General features: G+C 72.8%; 16 protein-coding genes. 5 read left to right on the top strand and 11 right to left on the bottom strand.

Annotated elements, in window-relative coordinates:
• Nucleotides 1–6: 6 nt before the first annotated feature.
• The 3 genes from ngcE (O7618_RS04820) to O7618_RS04810 are packed head-to-tail and all read right to left on the bottom strand — an operon-like array spanning nt 7 to nt 3134.
• A complete protein-coding gene (gene ngcE / locus O7618_RS04820; RefSeq protein WP_278104738.1) occupies nt 7–1416 on the bottom strand; it encodes an N-acetylglucosamine/diacetylchitobiose ABC transporter substrate-binding protein in 1410 nt (469 codons plus the stop codon).
• Nucleotides 1417–1440: 24 nt separating this feature from the next.
• Entirely contained in the window at nt 1441–2190 is a 750-nt protein-coding gene (locus O7618_RS04815; protein WP_278104737.1) for an SIS domain-containing protein, read from the bottom strand.
• Nucleotides 2187–3134, bottom strand: a complete 948-nt coding sequence (locus O7618_RS04810; RefSeq protein ID WP_278104736.1) for a MurR/RpiR family transcriptional regulator — start codon at nt 3132–3134, stop codon at nt 2187–2189. Before O7618_RS04810 ends, O7618_RS04815 begins: the two co-directional genes overlap by 4 nt.
• 158 nt (nt 3135–3292) lie before the next feature.
• On the opposite strand from O7618_RS04810, the gene O7618_RS04805 reads away from it, so the two are divergent.
• Entirely contained in the window at nt 3293–4282 is a 990-nt protein-coding gene (locus O7618_RS04805) for a BadF/BadG/BcrA/BcrD ATPase family protein (protein WP_278104735.1), read from the top strand.
• A 575-nt stretch (nt 4283–4857) separates the two neighbouring features.
• Here O7618_RS04805 and O7618_RS04800 read toward each other — a convergent pair.
• From O7618_RS04800 to ngcE (O7618_RS04785), 4 genes are all read right to left on the bottom strand, one after another.
• Nucleotides 4858–5382: a hypothetical protein gene (locus tag O7618_RS04800; RefSeq protein WP_278104734.1), complete on the bottom strand. Its 525-nt coding sequence runs from the start codon at nt 5380–5382 to the stop codon at nt 4858–4860.
• A gap of 87 nt (nt 5383–5469) precedes the next feature.
• Nucleotides 5470–6243 carry a carbohydrate ABC transporter permease gene (locus O7618_RS04795; protein ID WP_269694820.1) on the bottom strand — a complete coding sequence of 258 codons (774 nt, stop codon included), beginning with the start codon at nt 6241–6243 and terminating at the stop codon, nt 5470–5472.
• 128 nt (nt 6244–6371) lie between these two features.
• Entirely contained in the window at nt 6372–7283 is a 912-nt protein-coding gene (locus O7618_RS04790) for a sugar ABC transporter permease (RefSeq protein ID WP_278104733.1), read from the bottom strand.
• Nucleotides 7284–7290: 7 nt separating this feature from the next.
• Nucleotides 7291–8706 (bottom strand): N-acetylglucosamine/diacetylchitobiose ABC transporter substrate-binding protein, encoded by a 1416-nt coding sequence (gene ngcE / locus O7618_RS04785; protein WP_278104732.1) that lies wholly within the window; start codon nt 8704–8706, stop codon nt 7291–7293.
• Between the two features lie 145 nt (nt 8707–8851).
• On the opposite strand from ngcE (O7618_RS04785), the gene O7618_RS04780 reads away from it, so the two are divergent.
• Nucleotides 8852–10195: an acyltransferase gene (locus O7618_RS04780; RefSeq protein WP_278104731.1), complete on the top strand. Its 1344-nt coding sequence runs from the start codon at nt 8852–8854 to the stop codon at nt 10193–10195.
• Here the strand turns inward: O7618_RS04780 and O7618_RS04775 are convergent.
• Entirely contained in the window at nt 10167–11657 is a 1491-nt protein-coding gene (locus O7618_RS04775; protein WP_278104730.1) for a CoA-acylating methylmalonate-semialdehyde dehydrogenase, read from the bottom strand. The genes O7618_RS04780 and O7618_RS04775 overlap by 29 nt on opposite strands.
• A complete protein-coding gene (locus tag O7618_RS04770; protein ID WP_278104729.1) occupies nt 11654–12955 on the bottom strand; it encodes an aminotransferase class III-fold pyridoxal phosphate-dependent enzyme in 1302 nt (433 codons plus the stop codon). The genes O7618_RS04775 and O7618_RS04770 overlap by 4 nt, the downstream gene beginning before the upstream one ends.
• 356 nt (nt 12956–13311) lie before the next feature.
• Here O7618_RS04770 and O7618_RS04765 point away from each other — a divergent pair, with 356 nt between their 5' ends.
• Complete coding sequence (locus O7618_RS04765; protein WP_278104728.1) at nt 13312–13410, top strand: hypothetical protein; 99 nt, start codon at nt 13312–13314, stop codon at nt 13408–13410.
• Between the two features lie 87 nt (nt 13411–13497).
• A complete protein-coding gene (locus O7618_RS04760; RefSeq protein ID WP_278109914.1) occupies nt 13498–13878 on the top strand; it encodes a DUF6114 domain-containing protein in 381 nt (126 codons plus the stop codon).
• A gap of 1 nt (nt 13879) precedes the next feature.
• Here the strand turns inward: O7618_RS04760 and O7618_RS04755 are convergent, their stop codons facing one another.
• Nucleotides 13880–14245, bottom strand: coding sequence for a hypothetical protein (locus O7618_RS04755; RefSeq protein ID WP_278104727.1), 366 nt, complete (start codon nt 14243–14245; stop codon nt 13880–13882).
• A 37-nt stretch (nt 14246–14282) separates the two neighbouring features.
• Nucleotides 14283–15629, bottom strand: a complete 1347-nt coding sequence (gene murD / locus O7618_RS04750) for a UDP-N-acetylmuramoyl-L-alanine--D-glutamate ligase (RefSeq protein ID WP_278104726.1) — start codon at nt 15627–15629, stop codon at nt 14283–14285.
• 87 nt (nt 15630–15716) lie between these two features.
• On the opposite strand from murD, the gene O7618_RS04745 reads away from it, so the two are divergent.
• Nucleotides 15717–17066, top strand: coding sequence for a hypothetical protein (locus O7618_RS04745; protein ID WP_278104725.1), 1350 nt, complete (start codon nt 15717–15719; stop codon nt 17064–17066).
• The last annotated feature ends 53 nt before the right edge of the window (nt 17067–17119 follow it).

Genomic DNA, 17119 nt, shown 5'->3' with positions numbered 1-17119 from the left:
ACGAGATCAGGCGGTGCGGGTCTGCTTCTTGATCGACGAGTCCTTGGCGACCTTGTCGGCGGCCGCCTGCATCTTGTCGACGAACTGCTGGGCGGTGAGGCGGCCGGCGAAGAGCTCCTCGGACAGGTTCTGGCTCTCCTTGTCCAGGTCGGCGTAGAAGTCCGGGAACTTGACCGAGATCAGGTCGCTGGTGGCGTTCTTCATCAGCGCGTTGGCCGAGGCCAGCGCCGTGTCCTGGACCTTGTCGCCGGAGCCCTTGGTCGAGGCCAGCGACTTGGTCAGCTCGGCGAACTTCGCCGAGCCCTCCTTGGACAGGATGGCCCGCAGGAACTCCTTGGCGGCCGCCTTGTTCGGCGCCTTGCTGGGCACCACGAAGCCCTCGCCGGAACCGGCGAAGACGTCCTTGGCGGCCTTGTCGCCACTGTTGCTCCAGTAGTCCGAGATGGTCAGCTCGAAGCCCGGCGGGATGGTCGCCGCCATCTCGTTCTTCAGCCACGTGCCGACCTGGATGAACGCGGCCTTGCCGTCCAGCCACGCCTGCTGCGACTGGGTGTGGTTGAGCTTGCCCGGCAGCAGCAGCCGGTCCTTGACCAGCTTCTCCCACGGCTGGAGCGCCGCGACGATGCCGTCGGCCTTCCAGGCGCCGTCCTTGAGGTTGTCGATGTCGATGACGGCCTGCTTGCCGACCGCCTTCCAGATGCTGGCGAACAGACCCCAGCGCGGGTAGTAGCCGTGGATGGCGTCGTGCACGTACGGCGCCATGCCCTTGGCCTTGATCTTCGGCGCCAGGGCGAAGAACTCGTCCCAGGTGGTCGGGGCCGTCCAGCCCTCCTTCTTGAACAGGGCGCCGTTGTACCAGTTGCCCCAGACCGTGTAGGCCACGTTCACCACGTAGAACTTGCCGTTCTGGGTGCCGTCGCCGACGGTGCCGGGCAGCAGCGAGTCGGCGACCGTGCCCTCACCGTCCCACGCGGGCGCGGTGAGCAGGTCGTCGAGCGGCTCGATGGCACCCTCGTTGATCAGCGTGCTGCGGTCCATCATGTCGGCGCCCGAGTTCATCACCAGGTCGCTCGGCTGCGTCGCCATCTTCGGCTGCTCTTCGGTCTTGATCTTCTGGGTGGAAGACATGTTGACCGTGACCTTGGGGTGCCTGGCGTTGAAGACGACGGTGTCCTCCTTGGCCCACTGGTCGCCCAGCCCGCCGTTGAAGACCACCACCTTGACGGCGCTGCCGTCCTGGACGCCGAACGGGTTGTCCTTGCTCTTGGCCGCGCCGCCGCTGTCGGACTTGCTCGGCTCGCTGCCGGCGCAGGCGCTGAGCAGACCGGCCGCCGGGACGGCCAGCAGGCCGGCCGCGCCGGCGCGCTGCAGCAGGGTCCGACGGCTGAGGTCGGACTTCTCGGGGGTAACCGACATGGTGTCTCTCCTTGTGGTGACGGGTCAGGCGGTCCGCCGGAGGCGCCCGGCGTACCGCGACTCGAGGGCGAGGTTGTGCTCGTCCCCACCGGGGACGTTGGCGGAGAGGTAGACAGGGGGTACCTCTCCGGCCTGGTGGAACCGTCGTACGACCTCGGCGGTCAATAGTTGCGCCAGCAGCGCCGCGGTGACCGAGGAGACCGCACAGACCGCGCCGCCGCCCTCGAGCGGCAGCAGTGCGTCGCCGTACGGCGCGCCGTTGTCCAGCACGACGTCGGCGAGGTCGGCGAGCCGGTGCCCGGAGGGGTGCCGAGGGGCGACCCGGGCGGTGTGCTCGACCGAGGTGACCGCGATCAACGGATGCCCGCCGCGCTTGACGAGCGTCGCCAGCTCGACCACCGAGCCGTTGATGCCGGACTGCGAGGCGACCACGAACACGTCCTCCGGCTGCGGTGCCGCCAGGGCGAAGAGCCGGTGCGCCACCGCCGGGTCGCGTTCCAGCTTGGGGTCGGCGAGCACGTCGCGGGGCGCGTCGCCGTGCAGCACGAGGTCGTGCAGGGAGAGCCGGTTGGTGGGCACCAGGCCGCCGGCCCGGGCCACCAGCTCGGCGGCGAACGCCTCCGAGTGGCCGGCGCCGAACGCCTGGAGGACGCCGCCGGCGCGCAGGCCGGCGGCGATCAGGTCCGCCGCCCGGTCCACCGCCACGGCCTGGCTGTCCACCAGCCGGTCGAGCACCGGGCGGACGGCGTCCGCGTACCCCTGGGCACTGATCATGAGAGGGACCCCTTCGCGGCCTTGTGCCCGTCGACGGCCTGGGCGGTACGCCGGAAGGCCGCGTGGGCGCGGTCGTGGGTGCGCTGCGCCACCGCGATGTAGAGCAGGTCGAGCACGACGAGCTGCGGGTGCCGGGCGGAGAGCGCGTCCGGCCGGAAGGTCGTCGCCTGGCTGGCGGTGACCAGGACGATGTCGGCGAGTTCGGCCAGCGGCGAGCGCGGGAAGCCGGTCAGCGCGACGGTGGTCGCGCCGCGGCTGCCCGCCTCGGCGAGCAACTCGATCGTCTCCCGGGTCTGGCCGGTGTGCGAGATCCCGAGCGCGACGTCGCCGGCGCCCAGCAGCGCGGCGCTGGCCAACCCCTCGTGCACGTCGCTCCAGGCCCAGGCCGCCACCCCGATGCGGTGCAGGCTGAACTGCATCTCCTCGCCGACCAGGGCGCTGCCGCTGGCGCCGAAGATGTTCACCCGGGTGGCCCCGGCGATCGCCACCGCCGCCCGTTCCACCTCCGCCAGGTCGAGCAGCGCGGCGGTGTCGTGCATGGCCCGGGTGTCGGCGGCCATGATCTGGTCGAGCACCCGGGCCAGCGGGTCGCCGGGCTGGATCTCCCGGCCGATGTCCACGGTCCAGCCGGCGGAGCGGGCCCGGCCGGTCTCGGCGGCGATGCCGAGCCGCAGGTCGGCGTAGCCCTCGAAGCCCATCGCCCGGCAGAACCGGGTGATCGTCGCCGGCGAGGTGCCGCTCCGCTCGGCCAGCTCGACGATCGTCGCCCGGGCCGCCGCCTCCGGGTCGCTGAGCACGTGCTCGGCGACCCGGCGCAGCGCCCCGGTCAGCTCACCCACGCCGGCCCGGACCCTGGCCAGCACCCCGTCGACGCCCCGCCGGTCGGCCGGCGCGGCTTCGACCACCGCGGTCGCCGCGGAGATCTCGACGTCGTGCTCGGCCATCGGCGGAAGCCTTTCGGAAAAGAGTGTTAACTGTTAGTGGTAAAAGTTCTTACTGAAGGGCCCTCCGTGTCAAGACCGTGGGCGAAGTTTTCAAACTGTTACCTGGCGCACTGCCGCGATCTTGCGCGTGGCGGGCCCGGCCCGACAGCATGAGACCCATGTCGGACACCGTCGTCGTCGGCCTCGATGTGGGCGGCACGTCCACCCGCGCCACCGCCCTGGGCCTCGACGGCGCACGCCTGGGCGCCGGCCGCGCCGGCGGTGGCAACCCGACCAGCCACGGTGCCGAGCGAGCCGCCGCCGAGCTGCTCGCCGCCCTGCGCGCGGCGCTCGTCGGCGTCGACCCGACCCGGGTACGCGCCGGCGTGATCGGCCTCGCCGGCGCGGGTCGCCTCCTGGCCGACCCGCAGGGGCGCGCCGCGTTCGACCGGGCCTGGGCCGACGCGGGCCTGCGCTGCCCGTACACGGTGCACGGCGACGCCCTGGTCGCCTACGCCTCCGGCACCGCAGCCCCGGACGGCACCGTGCTCATCGCCGGCACCGGCGCGATCGCCGCCCAGGTACGCGACCTGCGTCTGGACCGCACCGCCGACGGCCACGGCTGGCTGCTCGGCGACGCCGGCTCCGGGTTCTGGCTCGGCCGGGAGGCGGTCCGCCGGCTCCTGGCCGACCTGGACCGCGCCGACGCGCCGAGCGAACTGGGCCGCCAGGTGCTGGCGGAGCTGACCGGCACCAGCGAGGTGGCCGCCCGCCCCCGGGCGACCGTCGACGCCGTGGTGCAGGCGGTGACCCGCCGCCCGCCGGTGGAGTTGGCCCGGTTCGCGCCCCTGGTGATCACGGCGGCCCGCGCGGGCGAGCCGGCCGCCGCCACCCTGATCACCGGGGCTGCCGCGCTGCTGGCCGAGAGCGTCTCCCGGATCCGTCCGGCCGACGCGACCGACCCGGTGGTGCTCGGCGGCGGCCTGCTCACCGGCGACACCCCACTGGCCGCCGCCGTCCGCGCCGAACTGGCCCGCCGCTGGCCGGCCGCGCCGCTACACAGCGCCGGGGACGGCGCCGCCGCCGCGGCCTGGCTCGCCGCCCGCGACCTGCCCGAGGTGACCGACCCAACCGCCCTGCACGCCCGGCTCGTCCCGCCGCCCGCCTGACCCGCGCCCCGCGCCCCGCGCCCCGCGCCCCGCGCCCCGCGCCCCGCGCCCCGCGCCCCGCGCCCCGCGCCCCGCGCCCCGCGCCCCGCGCCCCGCGCCCCGCGCCCCGCGCCCCGCGCCCCGCGCCCCGCGCCCCGCGCCCCGCGCCCCGCGCCCCGCGCCCCGCGCCCCGCGCCCCGCGCCGACGGATGGTAGCCCGCCACCTCCCTTTGGAGCTGAGAGCACGCACGACTCAACACGCTCGAAGGGCGGTAGCGGCGCGCGAGTCGTTCCTGCTCTCAGCTCCAAAGGCGTCCGATAGTTGTCGTCCGGGTCGCGGCGGGAGGCCGGCCGCCGTGAATCGTCCGCGTCGTCACGTTTGTAGGCGCGGACCGGCCGTCGCTTCCTGCCGGTCCGCGCGTCAGGAACGGGCCCGTCGGCGGCAAGGGCTTGGGCGGTGCGGCGGGGGCCGCCCGGCCGGGTCGATCAGAATCGGTCAGCAGGTGTCGGCACCGGCACCGGCATCCGCTGGGAGATGCCTCCGGTCGGACGCGACGAGGGCCGGCCGACAGGATCGGCCGGCCCTCGGGATCGGTTCAGGCGTTCGGGCTGCCCGGCTGCCCCGGGTGCCACCCCTGCGGAGCCGCCTGGCCCGGCTGCCCGGCGTGCGGCGGGTACGCCCCGCCCTGCTGCGGCGCGCCGTAGGGCGCGGCCTGACCCTGCTGGGGCGCACCGTACGGCGCCGGCTGACCCTGCTGGGGGACGGGCTGACCCTGGGCCGGCGGGAAGCCGGGGGCCGGCTGGCCGTGCCCGGACGGCGGGAACATGCCCTGCTGGGGCGCGCCGGCGAACTGGTGCGCCGAGGCGCGCTCGCGGGCCTCGTTGCGGGCCTTCACCGCGCGCACGATCAGCAGGATCGGCAGGACGAAGACGTAGAAGAAGATCCGGTAGTCACCGCCGTCGAAGAGGAACAGCAGGTAGAAGCCGTAGGCGAAGAAGGCCAGGCCGACGACCACGTTGAGGAGGCGTGAGCCGGTCCCCTGCTCCTTGATGGCGACGCCGACGGCGACCATCGCGATGCCGCCGAGCAGCAACAGCAACGTGTAGATGAGAAAGAACATGGAGTTTCCTGTCAATAAGTTGAGTGTGCCGGCTCACCTTATTGGAGCGCGATCATCTCCACCGCCCCGTTGCCTGTGGCAACGACCTCACTTGAGCTGCCCGGCGGTCAGGCCGGCCTGGATCTGACGCTGGAAGGCCACGTAGACCACCAGTACCGGCAGCACCGCGATCGTCAGCCCGGCGAAGAGCTGGGCGTAGTCGCCGGCGTAGCCCTGGCTGACCGCGAGCGAGCTGAGTCCCTGGGCGAGCATCCGGTTCGGCCCGTCGCCGGGGATGAGCACCTGGGGCAGCAGGAACTGGTTCCAGTGGCTGAGGAAGTTGAAGATCCCCACGCTGATCAGTCCCGGTCGCGCCATCGGCAGCATCACCCGGAAGAAGAGCCGGAAGTGCCCGCAGCCGTCGATCATCGCGGCCTCGGCCACCGAGGTCGGCAGCGTGCGGAAGAACGCGGTCAGGAAGAACACCGTGAACGGCAGCGAGTAAGCCGTGTAGACCAGGATCAGACCGGGCCAGGTGCCGAGCAGACCGACGCTGCGCACCACGAAGAAGAGCGGCACCAGGGCCAGGAAGACCGGGAACATCATGCCGCCGACGAACAGGTAGTAGACCACCTGACGGCCGCGGAACTCGTAGCGGGCGAAGACGTACGCGGCGGTGGCACCGAGCAGCATGGTCAGGCTCAGCGAGCCGGTCACCACCACCAGGCTGTTGAAGAAGAACCGGCCGATGTGGGCGTTGGTCCAGGCGCGCGCCCAGTTGTCGAACCGCAACGCCTCGGGCAGCCCCCACGGGTCGGCGATGATCTCGCCATTGCTCTTCAGCGAGCTGAGCAGCATCCAGGCCAGGGGCAGGATGGTCATCGCCGCCCAGAGCAGCAGGAATCCGTGCGAGAAGACGTTCGCCACGCCCGTCTCGCGACGCGGCGGGCGGTCGGCCGGGGCGGTGTCACGCGGCACGGCGGCGGTCGGCGCGCCGGCTTCCACTGTGGTCACGAGTACTCGATCCGATCACGCCGGGCGGTCCGCAGCGCCAGCACCGCCACCGAGAGGGTCAGGAAGAACATGGCCACGCCGATCGCGGAGGCGTAGCCGAACTTGTTCTCGCTGCCGAACGAGGTGTCGTACATGCGCAGGCCGATGACGTCGGAGGAGAAGTTCGGCCCGCCGTTGGTCATCAACTGCACCAGGATGAAGCCGTCCAGCGCCGCGATGGCCAGGTAGATCCAGGCCACCTGGATGGTGTCCCAGAGCAGCGGGATGGTGATCTTCCGCAGCATGGTCGCCCGGGACGCGCCGTCCAGCAGCACCGCCTCGTAGATGTCGCGCGGGATGGCCTGCATGGCGGCGCCGAACAGCACCACGTAGAACCCGACGTTGCTCCACACCATCACGGCCAGCACGCACCAGAACGCGAACCGCGGGTCGCCCAGCCAGGCCGGCGGCTCGGCCAGCCCGACCGCCCGCAGCGCGCCGTTGAGCAGGCCGCTGGTCGGGCTGTAGATCTCCTTCCACAGCAACGCGATGATCACCACGGAGAGCACCTGCGGGAAGAAGTAGACCAGCCGGTAGACCGAGGTACCACGTACCCCGGTCACCCCGGCGCGCCCCTTGCGGCCCCCCATGGTCAGCATGCTGGCGAAGAAGAGACCCAGCGCGATGGTCACCACCGGCACCACCGCGAGCAGGATCGCGTTGTTCTTCAACGCGTTCCAGACGTACCCGTCGTGCAGCAGGGTGCGGAAGTTCGCCAGGCCGACCTGGTCGGCCTGCGCGGAGTAGCCCAGCCAGTCGGTGGTCGAGATCTGGAACGCCTGGAGGTACGGCGAGAGCACGAAGATGCCGTAGATCGCCAGCGGTGGCAGCAGGAAGCTGAGGATCAGCGGAAGTCGGCCGTGTCGCATCCGATCGTCACGCGGCCCGCTTGTACTTCTTGACCGAGCTGTCCGAGGCGATCGAGTCGGCGCCCTTCTGGCACTGGTCGAGGAGTTCGGTCGGGGAGATCCGGCCGCTGAAGAACTCGCCACAGGCCGCGTCGACCAGGTTGCGCTCCAGCTTGCGGTAGTAGTTGTTGTAGACCCAGTTGAACCCGTTGGACCCGGACGCGTCGAGCGCCTTGACCACGGTGGCCAGCCCGAACGGCAGTTCGACACCGTCGGTGGCGCCGGCGACCACGGGCAGGCTGGCGACCTTCTTCGTGAAGTCCTGCGCGCCCTTGCGCGACAGCATGGTCCGGAAGTATTCGAGGCCGCCGGCCACGTTCTTCGCCTTCGCCGGCACCATGAACGGCTCGCCCGCGGTGCCCCGGATCGCCTCGAACGGCAGCTTGTCGCCGCTGCCCAGGCTCGGGGTGGGCGCGACGGTCATGTTGAAGCCGGCCGGGGTGACGTCCTTCTGCTCGCTCTCCAGCCAGGAGCCGCAGGAGATGAACGCGGCCTTGCCCTGGCACCAGGCGGTCTGCGACTGCTTGTGGTCCAGGCCCGGGGAGCCGGCGAGGATGAACTTGTCCTTCACGATCTGGTGCCAGGCGTCGGCGGCGGTCTTCATCGCGTCCGACTTCCAGGCGTTGGGCTCCAGGTTGTCGATGGCCAGCGCGACCGAGGGGCCGCCCAGCTTGATCGCGGTGGAGATCAGCGGCCAGCTCATGTAGCGGGGGTGCAGGCCGGCGTACGTCCAGGGGGCGATGCCGGCGGCCTTGATCTGCCGGCAGAGCGCGATGTGCTCGTCCCAGGTCTTCGCGTAGGTCCAGCCCCGGTCGGCGAAGAGCTTGGTGGAGTGCCAGATGCCGTACACCGTGTAGGTGTAGTTGAGCACCAGGAACTTGCCGTCGTAGGAGCCGACCTCGACGGTGCCGGGCAGCAGCGTGTCCTTGACCGTCTTGCCGGGCACGTCGAGGCTCGGCGCGGCGAGCAGGTCGCCGAGGTCGGCCAGGGCGTTCTGCGAGACCAGGCCGTTGAAGTCGATCTGGCCGGCGCCGGAGTTGTTCACCACGTCCGGCGGGCTGCCGTCGACGAAACGGGGCTGGAGCGTCTTGCTGATCTCCTGGGTAGCCGAGTGCTTGATCTCCGCCTTCGGGTGGTTCTCCTTGTACATCGCCTCGTGGGCCTTGGCGTAGTCCTCGCCGAAGCCGCCGTTGAAGATCACCACCTCGAGCGGGGCGTCCTCCTTCACGCCGAGCGGGTTCTGCTCGCTCTTGGTGCCCTGGTACGCGCCGGCGTCGCCCTTGTCGTCGCCGCCGGACGTGGCACAGCCGCTGAGCAGGCCGGCGGCGGGGGTGGCCAGCAGACCGGCGGCGGCGCTGCGCCGAAGGATCTCACGCCTGTTCATCGCATCTCCTCGGTGGCTCTGTCACTTCTCTTCATCAAGCACGTTTTCGTTGAAGAATTTCTACGCCGACGAGACGCGGACCACAAGACCTCACTGCCGAACCGTTATCCGTACCGGTCGACGGGCGCTGGCATAGCCTGGGCCCATGCGCCGCCTGCGGCAGCTCGCCGAGCGCACGCCGCCGGGGCGGGATCGCTACGTCGACCTGCTCCGGGCGCTGGCCATCGCCATGGTCGTCCTCGGCCACTGGGGCGTGACAGTGATCGGCCACGAGCACGGTCGCCCGTCCGGCCACTCGGCGCTGCCCGACCTGCCGTGGGCCTGGCCGCTGACCTGGGTGGCCCAGGTGATGCCGGTGTTCTTCCTGGTCGGCGGCTATGCCAACGCCGCCTCGTTGGCCGCCCGCCGGGCCCGGGGCGGGACCGCGACCGGTTGGCTGGTGGACCGCAGCGCCCGGCTGGTCCGCCCGACCACCGCGCTGCTGCTGGTGCTGGCCGCCGGCGCCGCGGTCGCCACCCTGCGCGGGGCGGACCCGACGCAGGTGCGCACCGTGGTCTGGTTCGCCACCATCCCGCTGTGGTTCCTGGCCGCCTACCTCGTGGTGGTGGCGTCGACCCCGCCGATGTACGCGCTGCACCGCCGGTTCTCCCTGGCCGTGCCGGTGGCGCTGGCCGGGCTCGTCGCGCTCGGTGACCTCGGCCGGCTCCTCGGTCCGGCCGCGCTGGCCGACGGCAACTACCTGTTCGCCTGGCTGGCCGTGCACCAGCTCGGCTTCGCCTGGTACGACGCCCGGTCACCGGAGCTGCCCCGACGACGACGGCTGCCGCTGGACCGTCGGACCGGCGCGACGCTGCTGCTGGTCGGCCTGGGCGCGCTGGTGCTGCTGACCACCGTCGGGCCGTATCCGGTGGCGATGCTGCACGTGGCCGGCGAGAGGTTGGACAACGCCGCCCCGCCCAGCGTGGCCCTGCTCGCCGCGGCCACCACCCAGCTCGGGCTGATCCTGCTGCTGGGCGGTCCGGCCGGGCGTCGGCTGCGCCGCTCCGGCCCGTGGCAGGCCGTGATCGCGGTCAACGCGGTGGTGCTCACCGCCTTCCTCTGGCACCTGACCGCCGCGATCCTGCTGGTCGGCCTGCTCGACGCGCTCGGCGTGCTGCCCACTCCCCCGGTCGGCTCGGCCACCTGGTGGGCCTGGCGGATCCCGTGGCTGGCGGCGCTGGCCGTGGTGCTGGCCGCGCTGGTCGCCGTGTTCGGCTCGATCGAGGCCCGCACCCGCCGCCCCTCCGGGCCGCCCGGACCGCACGGGCGGGCCGCCACCGCGCTGGCCGTCACCGGGTACGCCGCGCTGGTCGCCGGGCTGCTGCTCAACAGCCTGGCGCCGAAGACCGCGCCGGAGCCGCTCGGGTTGCCCGCCCCGGCGCTGGTGGCGTACCTGGCCGGGGCGGGACTGCTGCGGCTGCTCAGGTCTGGGTGGGGAAGCCGAGGTTGACCCCGCCGTGGCGCGGGTCGAGCCAGCGGCTGGTGACCACCTTGCCCCGGGTGCAGAACGCGACCCCGTCGGCGCCGTGCGCGTGCAGGTCGCCGAAGAGCGACGCCTTCCACCCCCCGAACGAGTAGTAGGCCATCGGCACCGGGATGGGCACGTTGATCCCGACCATACCGGCCTCCACCTCGTGCTGGTAGCGCCGGGCGGCGCCGCCGTCGTTGGTGAAGATCGCGGTCCCGTTGCCGTACGGGCTGGCGTTGACCAACTCCACCGCCTCGTCGTACGAGCCGACGCGCAGCACGCTCAGCACCGGACCGAAGATCTCGTCGGTGTAGATCGACATCTCCGGCCGGACGTGGTCGAAGAGGGTGGGACCGAGCCAGAAGCCGCCCGGCTCGCCGTCCGGCGTGACGTCGCGCCCGTCCACCACCGGAACCGCGCCGGCCGCCACCCCGGCCTCGACATACGACCGGACCCGCTCGGCGTGCGCGGCGGTGACCAGCGGCCCCATGTCGCAGCCACGGCGGCCGTCGCCGGTGCGCAGCCGGGCCATCCGCGCGGCGATCCGCTCGACCAGCGCGTCGGCCACCGGCTCCACCGCGACCAGCGCGGAGATCGCCATGCACCGCTCCCCCGCCGAGCCGAACCCGGCGTTGACCACGGCGTCGGCGGCCAGGTCCAGGTCGGCGTCGGGCAGCACCACCATGTGGTTCTTCGCCCCGCCCAGCGCCTGCACCCGCTTGCCGGCCAGCGCTCCGCGCTGGTGCACGTACCGGGCCACCGGGGTGGAGCCGACGAACGACACCGCCCTCACGCCGGGGTGGTCGAGCAGCGCGTCGACCGCCTCCTTGTCGCCGTTGACCACGTTGAGCACCCCGTCGGGCAGGCCGGCCTCGGTGAACCACTCGGCCAGCAGCAGCGCCGCGCTCGGGTCCTTCTCGCTGGGCTTGAGCACCACCGCGTTGCCGCAGGCGATCGCCACCGGCACGAACCAGAGCGGCACCATCACCGGGAAGTTGAACGGGGAGATCACCGCGACCACGCCCAGCGGCTGCCGCAGGCTGTACGAGTCGACCTCGGTCGAGACGTTCTCGCTGAACCCGCCGCGCAGCGCCGAGGCGATGCCGCAGGCGTACTCGATCACCTCCAGGCCGCGCTGCACCTCGCCGGCGGCGTCCGCGAGCACCTTGCCGTGCTCGGCGGTGATCGCCTCGGCGAGCCGGTCCCGGCGGGCGTGCACCAGCTCGCGGACGGCGAACAGCACCGCCGTGCGCCGGGCCAGCGAGGCGTCCCGCCAGTCGCGGGCGGCCCGCTCGGCGGTCTCCACCGCGCCGGTCACGTCGGTGGCGTCGGCCAGCGCCACCTGCCCGGTCCGCCGGCCGGTGGCGGGGTCGAAGACGTCGCCGCGCCGCGCGGACTCCCCGGTGGTCCGCTTGCCGTCGACGTAGTGCCCGATGACGTTCATGCCGTCTCTCCCACGCAGGTCCGGATCGCGTCGACCAGGATGGCCAGGCCCTCGCGGGCCTCGTCCTCGGTCAGGGTCAGCGGCGGGCCCATCCGCACCACGTTGCCGTGCAGGCCGCCCTTGCCGACCAGCAGGCCGCCGGCCCGGCACGCCTCGAAGACCCGGCCGGTCAGCTCCGGGTCCGGCTCGACGGTGCCGGGGCGGACGAACTCGACGGCCAGCATGAGGCCCTTGCCGCGTACCTCGGCGACCTGGTCCAGCCCGGCGGTGGCGGCCCGCAGCCCGTCGCCGAGGATCGCGCCGACCCTTGCCGCGTTGGCCTGGAGATCGTGGTCGAGCAGGTAGTCGAGGACGGCGTTGCCGGCGGCGGTGGAGACCGGGTTGCCGCCGAAGGTGGAGAAGCTGATCGCCGGCACCGCCTCCAGCACCTCGGCCCGGCCGACGACCCCGGCCAGGGCGAAGCCGTTGCCGATGCCCTTGGCGAAGGTGAGCAGGTCCGGGGTGACGCCGTGCGCCTGGTAGCCCCAGAAGTGCTCGCCGGTGCGTCCCCAGCCGGTCTGCACCTCGTCGCTGATCAGCAGGATGCCGTGCTCGTCGAGCACCTTCTTCCAGGCGGCGAGGAGACCGTCCGGGCCGTGGGTGAAGCCGCCGACGCCCTGGATCGGCTCGACGATCAGGGCGGCCACGTCGCCGGCGGTCTGGGTGGCGAGCACCTCGCGCAGGTCCTCGACCGCGGCCTCGACGCGGTCGTCGGCGTCGAGCCGGGCCAGCAGCCCGCGCAGCCGCTCGCCGGAGTGCAGCCAGGCCACCTGGAGCGGGTTGAGCGCGCTGGCCGACCAGCCGCGGTTGCCGGTGACGCCCATCGCCGCGTACGACCGGCCGTGGTAGCTGTTGCGCACGGCGAGGATCTGGTGCGAGCGCCGGTGGTTGGTGGCGACCAGCAGCGCGGCCTCGTTGGCCTCGGTGCCGGAGTTGGTGAAGAAGACCCGCGCGTCGGGGATGCCGGAGACCCGGGCGACCTTCTCGGCCAGCTCGACCTGCTGGCGGATCAGGTAGAGCGTGGAGCTGTGCACCAGGCCGGTGCCCAGTTGCCGCTGCACCGCCTCGCGGATCTCCGGGATGTCGTAGCCGATCATGTTGGTCAGCACGCCGCCGAAGAAGTCCAGGTAGCTGCGCCCGGCCGCGTCGGTGACCCGGCGGCCGGAGCCGGCGACCAGTTCGAGCGGTTCGGTGTAGTAGAGCGGCATCCAGGACGGGAGCACGGCCCGGTGCCGGGCCAGCAGGTCGTCGGTGGTCATCGGCGCACCCCTTCGCGGCGGTTGGTCCCCGCACGCTCCCACCGGGCACCGGCAGGGACAACTGTCACTGTGTCGCGCGCGGGCACCGCGCACCTGACACCACGTACCCGATCGGTGGCCGGCGCACGGCGGGGCCGGTGCCCGGCGAACCGCCGCGCACCGGCCCGCGAGCCGGGTGGTCAGTTGACGTAGACGCCCGGGCTGCCGGTCTTGCTGGTGTCCCTCACCGGCGAGTACGTCGCGGTGAAGTAGGCGGTGCCGAAGCAGAGCGACGGGCCGGAGAACTTGGTCAGGGTCTGGTTGGTGAAGGCGATCGAGTTGGTGGCGTTCGCCGCCGCGCCCAGCAGGCCGACACGGTGACCATCACCAACCTGCGGCAGAACAACTACGCCACCACCGCCGCGATCTTCACGCTGCCCAACCTGCGCATGGGCTTCAGCTCCGACGGGTGCTGACGTGCGCGGCGGACAGCACACGGCGCCAGCGCCCGCGGCCCCGGGCGCTGGCGCCGCTGGCGGCGGGCCCGGCCGTTCACCGCCGGGCTGCTCGTCGCGCTCGGCGGCGCCGAGATGCTGGTGACGCTGCGCGCGCCGCTCGGCGTGCTGCTGCACGTCGGGCCGCAGGGCCTGGCGGCATATCTGATGCCGACGATCCTCGTGCTCTGCGGGGTGCTGCTGGTCGCCACCCCGCAGCAGCGGGTCTTCCACGCGCTGGCGCTGGTCGGCGGCGCGCTCGCGTTCGCCTGGACCCCGGACAAGCAGCGCGCGGCGCGCCCGGAGCCGATCACCACGCAACCGGAGGAGCCGGTCACCGCGGGGCAGGAGAAGCCGGTAACCGCGTACCCGGCGGAGCCCTTCACCGCGCCACCGCCGCGCCGCCACGACGACCCGGTGGCGCACGGGGAACACCCGCATCAGGGCTGACTCACCGGAACCGGGCCCGAGCCACCGCCCGGGAGACGTCCGCCGGCCGCTCCACCTCCAGGACGAGCCGGTCGTACGGCTGCCCGGCCAACTCGACCAGCAGCACCTCCTCGGCCCGGTGCACACACCAGAACGACCGGCCGGTGTCCCGCGACCAGTAGCTGCCCGCGGTGATCAGGCCGGGCCACGAGGTGCCGGGCAGTCGCAGGCCGAGCCAGCGGGCGTGCGCCTCGCCCCGGGAGACCACCCGCGCTGCGGTGACCGCCGCCGTCGGCGCCTCGACCCCGGCGGAGAGCGCCCAGAGCCGGTCGGCACCGACCAGCCGCACGATCAGCCGCTCCGCATCGACGTCCACCACCACCGCCATGTCCGCGAGGCTAGCCCGGGCGGCCGGCGCCGACCACTCAGCGGGCCGTGTCGGCGACCGCCTGCGCGAACACCTCGGAGCGGTGCTCGAAGTTGCGGAACCGGCCATAGCTCGGCGCGGCCGGGGACAGCAGCACCACCCCGCCGGCCGGGGTGAGCTTGCGGGCCAGGCCCACGGCGGCGACCAGGTCGTCGGCCAACTCGGTGCGCACCGCCGGCAGCCCGGCGAGCGCCTCGACGATGCGCGGGCCGCTGTCCGGGATGCCGATCACGGTGATCTCCCGCTCGGCCAGGTGCTCGCGCAGCGGCGCGTAGTCGAGCCCCCGGTCGGTGCCGCCGACGATCACGGTCAACGGCCGCCCCTCGTAGGCGTCGATCGCGTGCATCGCCGCGTACGGGCTGGTGGCCAGCGTGTCGTCGACGAAGGTGAGCCCGGACGGGTCGGCGATCTCGGTGAGCCGGTGGGCCAGGCCCTGGAACTCCGCGACCGCCACGGCGAGGGAGTCCCGCCGTGCCACCACGTCCACGCCCAGCGCGTCCAGCACGGCCAGCGCGACGCAGAGGTTGCCCTCGTTGTGCCGGCCGACCAGCGGCAGCACCGCCCGCGGGAAGAGCGGCGTGTCCCGCAGGTGGAACCACGGCGTGCCGTCCGGGCCGGCGGCCACGTGGGTGGTGTCCGGCGAGCCGGCCCGCACCGCGGCCCGGTCGCCCAGTTCCACGGCCAGCCGCGGGTCGGCGCCGTTCACCACCACCGTGTGCGGGCCGTGCGCCACCAGGTTGAGCTTGTCCCGGTAGTACTCCCGCTCGCCGCCGTGCGCGTCCAGGTGCTCGGGAAAGAGCGCGGTCACCACCGCCACCCGGGGCGAATCGGTCAGGTCGGCGCACTGGTAGCTGGACAGCTCCAGCACGTACAGCTCCGCCTCGGGCAGGTCGAGCAGCGGCACGCCGATGTTGCCGCCGAACACGTTCGGCCGGTCCATCGCGGTGAGCAGGTGGCTGATCAGGCTGGAGGTGGTGCTCTTGCCCTTGCTGCCGGTCACCCCGACGGTCCGGTCCGCGTGGTCGGCCATCCAGAGCGCGCTGCCCTGGGTGACCGGGACGCCACGCCGGCGCAGCTCCACCATCCACGGGTGGGTGTTCGGCACCCCCGGCGAACGGACCACCACGTCGGCGGCGGCCAGCCGCTCGAAGCCCTCCTCGCCGGTGACCAGCGGTGCCGCCACCTCGAGGGGGCCCTCCCAGGGCAGGGTGAGGAAGTTCGCGCTGTCGTCCACGGCGACCAGGCCCGCCGGGCCGTGCGCGGCGATCGCGATCACCGCGGCCCGGCCCTCACGGCCGGCGCCCCAGACGGCAACATGACGTCCGCGCAGATCAGACAGGCGCACAGGCTCTCCTCGGGCTCGGTCGGTGCTCGGCGGGGCGGGTCCCACCCAGCCGGACACGGGTGGACGAACCAGGGCCTAGTATGGCGTGTGCCCAACGAGCAGCTGCGGCGGATGGACGCCTTCACCTTCCCGTCCTACTCGATCGACTTCGCCACCGGCGAGGTCCTGTTCGACTACGCCCTCACCGGACCCGACGGCGAGCAGCGGTTCACCGAGGTGATCACGCTCCCGTTGCCGGCCGAGCCGGTCTCCGACGCCACCGCGGCCACCCTCGGCCGGGTGCTGGAGCTGCTGCACGTGGTCGCCGGCGTCAGCTACTACAAGGCCGCCGCGCCGCCCCGGCTGGTGCTGCCGGCGCCGCTGGGCGCCGCCGCCGTCGAGCTGGTCACCGCCGTCTACACCAAGGGCCTCGCCGAGTACGCGTACCGCAACGACCTGCCGCACGTGCTCGCGCTGCGCCCCGAGGTGCCGGCCGGCTCGGTCGACCCGGCCACCCCGCTGGACAACTCCGGCCGGCGCCCGCTGTCGGCCGTCGGCGGCGGCAAGGACTCCATCGTCACGTTGGAGGCGCTGCGGCGCGCCGGGTTCGACCCGGTGCCGTTCTCGGTCAACCCGAACCACGTGATCGTCTCGGTCAACGAGGCGTCCGACCTGGTGCCGCTGGCCGCCCGGCGGCGGCTCGACCCGGTGCTGTTCGAGCTGAACGCGGCCGGGGCGCGCAACGGGCACATCCCGGTCACGGCGATCAACTCGCTGATCGGGGTCGCCACCGCCGTGCTGCACGGGCTCGGCCCGGTGGTGATGTCCAACGAGCGCTCCGCGTCCGACCCGAACCTGGTCTGGCAGGGCCACGAGATCAACCACCAGTGGTCCAAGGGCGTCGAGGCGGAGGGGCTGCTGCGCGCGGCGCTGGCCGAGCACGCCGGGCTCACCGAGCCCTACTTCTCGCTCCTGCGCTCGCTGTCCGAGCTGCACATCGCCCGGCTGTTCGCCGAGATCGACCGCTACGACGCGGTGGTGACCAGCTGCAACGCCGCGTTCAAGCTGCGCGACGCGAGCGAGCGCTGGTGCCGCGACTGCCCGAAGTGCCGCTTCGTCTTCCTGGCCATGGCCCCGTTCATGCCCCGCGAGCGGCTCACCGGCATCTTCGGCGGCGACCTGCTCGCGGACGAGTCGCAGACCGCCGGCTACCGGGAGCTGCTCGGCGTCGACGGGCACAAGCCGTTCGAGTGCGTCGGCGAGGTGGAGGAGTCGGTGGTCGCGCTGAGCCTGCTCGCGCAGCAGGACCAGTGGCGTGACGCTCCGGTGGTCCAGGCCCTGGTGGCGGCGCTGCCCGACAGCGCCTGGCCGGCGGCGTCCACGTCCGACGTCTTCGCGCCCGGCGGCCCGAACTTCGTCCCCGCCCCCTACGCCAAGGCCCTCACCGCTCTCACCTGATCCCGAGTCCGCGTGTCGTCGCTGTTGAGTGCCGCACCGTAACCACGGCACCG

Source organism: Micromonospora sp. WMMD980, assembly GCF_029626035.1.
GTDB lineage: Bacteria > Actinomycetota > Actinomycetes > Mycobacteriales > Micromonosporaceae > Micromonospora.
Note: the sequence above shows the minus strand (reverse complement) of the source record. Positions and strands in the feature narration are given on the sequence as shown.